Annotated in this window: 2 protein-coding genes; one reads left to right on the forward strand and one right to left on the reverse strand. The window is 44.5% G+C overall.

What is annotated here, in order from left to right; all coding sequences use genetic code 11:
• Nucleotides 1-3383 (forward strand): TonB-dependent receptor (locus HOO90_RS11890; RefSeq protein ID WP_292843344.1); only part of this gene is annotated, 3383 nt, incomplete at its 5' end.
• A 314-nt stretch (nucleotides 3384-3697) separates the two neighbouring features.
• On the opposite strand, the gene HOO90_RS11895 is transcribed toward HOO90_RS11890, so the two are convergent.
• On the reverse strand, nucleotides 3698-4089 hold a 392-nt coding region (locus tag HOO90_RS11895), incomplete at its 5' end, for a winged helix-turn-helix domain-containing protein (protein ID WP_292843346.1).

Consider the following 4089-nt stretch of genomic DNA (forward strand, 5'->3'; position numbering starts at 1 on the left):
ATTATTTAGATAAAGCCACACCACCAGCACCTGTGAAAGAAAACATCCCAAGCCTAGGTGAAAAGCCAAAAGAGTTTAAACTCGATAGAATCCAAGTACGCGCCAAGCGCTTTCACGAAATTGGCCCATTGCCTGGCTTAGGCCTCACCAAAGAAGAAATCCCTGGCAATGTACAAAGCATTACTGCCAAAGAAATTAAAGAATCCCACTCATTAAGCCTGACTGACTTAATGAATAAAAAGCTGCAATCGGTGAATGTTAACGACTATCAAGGCAACCCATTTCAAATGGATGTCACTTACCGTGGCTTTACCGCAGGGCCACAGATTGGCACACCACAGGGTTTGTCTGTGTTCTTCGATGGCATTCGTGTCAATGAACCGTTTGGTGATGTGGTGAACTGGGACATGATTCCCATGAACGCCATTGCAGGGGTGGATGTATTCCCAGGCTCTAACCCGATATTCGGGTTAAATACGCTAGGTGGTGCATTTACCCTTAAAACTAAAGATGGTTTTAGTAATGAAGGCGTTGACGCAGAAGTGCTGGCAGGCTCTTACGGACGTAAACAACTGCAAGTAGAAGGTGGCATCAACAATGGTACGTTTGCTTTATTTGGTGCGGGCAACTTCTTTTTAGAAGATGGCTGGCGTAAAAACTCGCCTAGTAAGGTAAATCAATTCTTTGGTAAAGGCAGTTACCGGGGTGATAAGCTAGACCTGAGCCTAAGCACATTACTGGTACAAACTGACTTGGTAGGTAATGGCTTGTTGCCTAGTCAAATGTATGAACAACAAAGGGATAGCGTTTACAGTTCACCTGACACCACCAAAAACAAGCTACAGCAGTTCCAATTATCAAGCAGTTATTTTGTGAATGATAACTTTACCATCACTGGGCAAGTGTATCGCAGAGATAGTAAACGCCACCAAATTGGTGCCGATGTGTTTACTGGATTGGCTAATCAAGAAGAAGGTGTTTTAGCTCGTCGAGCGCTTGCAGATGGCGAGCAATATACCTGTTTGTTAGATAGTACGAATAGTTATGGCATACCAGACTATTACGTGCTTTCTGTGGACAATCCCGCAGACCCATTTGCTGCACTATTTGACGACCCATTTGTGCAAAGTGGTATTACGGATCCCAATAGTTTTTTAACTGACCCTCTCGCCCCAAATCCTGGCGCATTGCCAGTTTTTACAAACTTGGTTAAAAATAAGGAACTACCTGCAGAAGTACTGGCATCTTTGCAAGCGGACTTTAATTTAACCTCAAATCAGCTGACAGCATTTTATAAACAAACCCCAGCGAATCAAGTGCCTAACTCCGGGCCTGTCACCGCATATTCCTTAGGCGAACTAAGTTTCAATACAAATCAGGGGCAACATATATTTGGTGCCTTTGGTATTCCCGATAGCCAAATCAACGTGGTGCTTTCTGCACTTGATAACTTTTACTACACCGTTGAAGGGGGCGTGGTTAAAAAGAACTTTATTATGCCCATTGCCGCAAAAAACAATGATTTATGTCATGCAACACAAGTGCTTGATATGGCTGGTAATACTAGCCAGAACGCTTATTCATATTTAGATCCTGCCACTGGGAGGCTTGTCTATGTTGATGGGTTCTACGGTGGACAGCCAGGGATTGTAGAAGGTACGCCAACCGCGATTTTTACCGATAATCAGATAGATCAGATCACTGATGGCGCCTCTATCCAGTTTAATTGGAACTTTGAAAAACATAAATTCATGGTAGGCGCCTCAATAGATGCGGCTAGTGCCAAATATAGCAATACTCAGCGCTTAGGCTTGCTAGATGCTAACAGTAATGCATTTTTAGCACCCGATTTAATACATCCGCAATTTACAGGGGCAGATATCGACATTAGCAATAATGAATTTAGCGGTACCAATACCACCCAAAGCTTATATTTTAGCGAGACATGGAGTCCTGTTGACACATGGCATTTCAATGCTTCTGGTCGCTATAACGAAACGCAAACAAAAAACAAAGTGGCCACCCGTTATGGGCTGAATACATTTGATATAGCTGACATACTTTCGCTTCCAGATAAATATGCGCTCTGTCCCAACGGAAATTGTGCTGGAGTATCTACCAGTTACAAAATACCTGATTTGTCCGATGTTTTAGATAAACCCGAAACAGAGAAGTTTAGTTATTACTCATTTAATCCCTCATTAGGGTTTACGTGGCAGGCTAAAGAAAACCTAAATATTTTTGCTAACTGGGCAAAAGGTACACGTACTCCCAGTGTGATTGAGTTGGGCTGTGCGCTTGATAAAAGTTCAGGGCTAACAGTCTCAGATGGTCAAGGAGGTACTTATTTAATCCCTAAAAGCGTTGTTGAGAACCGAGAGTGTACTCTTCCCAGCACGCTATCAGGCGACCCATATTTGCCACAAATTCGAGCAACCACTTACGACATCGGCATGCGTGGCAGCTTTGCGGGTCTGCTTGGTGTGGATAATTTGGAGTGGAATTTAGGCGCTTACCAAACCGATTTAAAAGATGATATTTATTTTGTATCAGTCACTGGTGGCGGAGGTTTTTTTGACACGATTGGTAAAACTCGGCGGCGTGGTCTAGAAGCTGGTCTTTCCGGTAAAAAAGACAAATGGGGTGCTAGTTTAAATTATGGTTTAACTGATGCTACTTTTGAAGACAATTTCCGAATGTTCAGTGCCGATAATAGTAGTGCTAAGTTTATTCCTAATTTTGCCGATGGTGTAATAGAGGTTAAGCAAGGAAATCGCATGCCAGGTGTGCCATTGCATAACCTCAATGCTAACGTGAGTTATGAAATCACCCCCAAATGGCAAATAGGCTTAAGCGCAGTGGTACACAGCGAAAGCTTCGTACGTGGCAATGAAAACAATCAGCACAAAAAAGGGGTAACACAATTCAGGCAGATTATTGAGGCAAACGGCAACGTTGTAACATTGCCACGGCAACCCACCACTAATCCTGGCAAAGTGCCGGGCTACGCTACGTTTAACTTCCAGACCAGTTACAAGTTTAACCAAGAATGGACGGCGACCATGCAGGTTAATAACTTGTTTGATAAAGAGTACTTTAGCGCGGGGCGTTTAGGACGTAATGTTTTTTCGCCCTCTATTAATGGTGCGATTGGGGTAAGTGGTTATAACCACAACTCCGGCGATTGGTTAAGCACCAATTTTATTGCGCCCAGCGCACCGCGAGGTATCTGGTTTAGCTTGAATTGGCAGTTTGATGGTAAGAAAAACAAAGTGGCTTCTGATTCCTCAACCGTGACAGAACCCAGTGAAGTGGAAAAACCGTATCAACCACTGCCACCGTCACTGCATCGTTATCAAGGGTCACCTCAGGTGGTGGAATAAATAGTTTTGGGTGCGTGGCAATATCGGTTGGCCTTCAGGCGCCTTGTACAACCTGCCACAATAGGCACCCACTTCTCTTGGCTTTCCCCCTCTAAGCCAAGAGAAGCTTTATTTTTATGTAGGAGCGGCTAGTAGCCGCGAATGGTTAAAAGTTTTTGCGATGAAGCTCGCTCCTACAAAAAACACACGGCTGACTGGCTTTGAATGGAGCTTTTAATGATGCTCTGGGAACCGCATGGATATTGGTCTGCAGGGCATGTGTTCGAGTGTTTGAATCGGGCAGAAGGTTGTTATTCTGATGCAGTGCGTTTGGCTTAATCGTTTTTTGCTGATAAACGATAGCCTGAACCTCGCACTGTTTGAATTAAATCTTCATGTCCTGAAATGGCCAGTGCATTCCGTAAGCGACGAATGTGTACATCAACTGTGCGATCTTCTACAAATACGCGGTCACCCCAAACTTTATCTAACAATTGGCTGCGGGTATGCACGCGCTCGGCATTGGTCATAAAGAAATGCAATAGTCTGAATTCGGTTGGGCCTAAATCAATGGTCTTTTGGTTGCCTGTTACGCGGTGCGTTGTGGGGTCTAATCGCAGGCCTGCGACTTCAATCGGGTCGTCTGTCATTTGCGGCGCGCGGCGGCGCAATACCGCTTTGATGCGGGCATTGAGCTCACGCGGGCTAAATGGCTTGGTCACGTAAT

The organism is Methylotenera sp., assembly GCF_013141425.1.
GTDB lineage: Bacteria > Pseudomonadota > Gammaproteobacteria > Burkholderiales > Methylophilaceae > Methylotenera.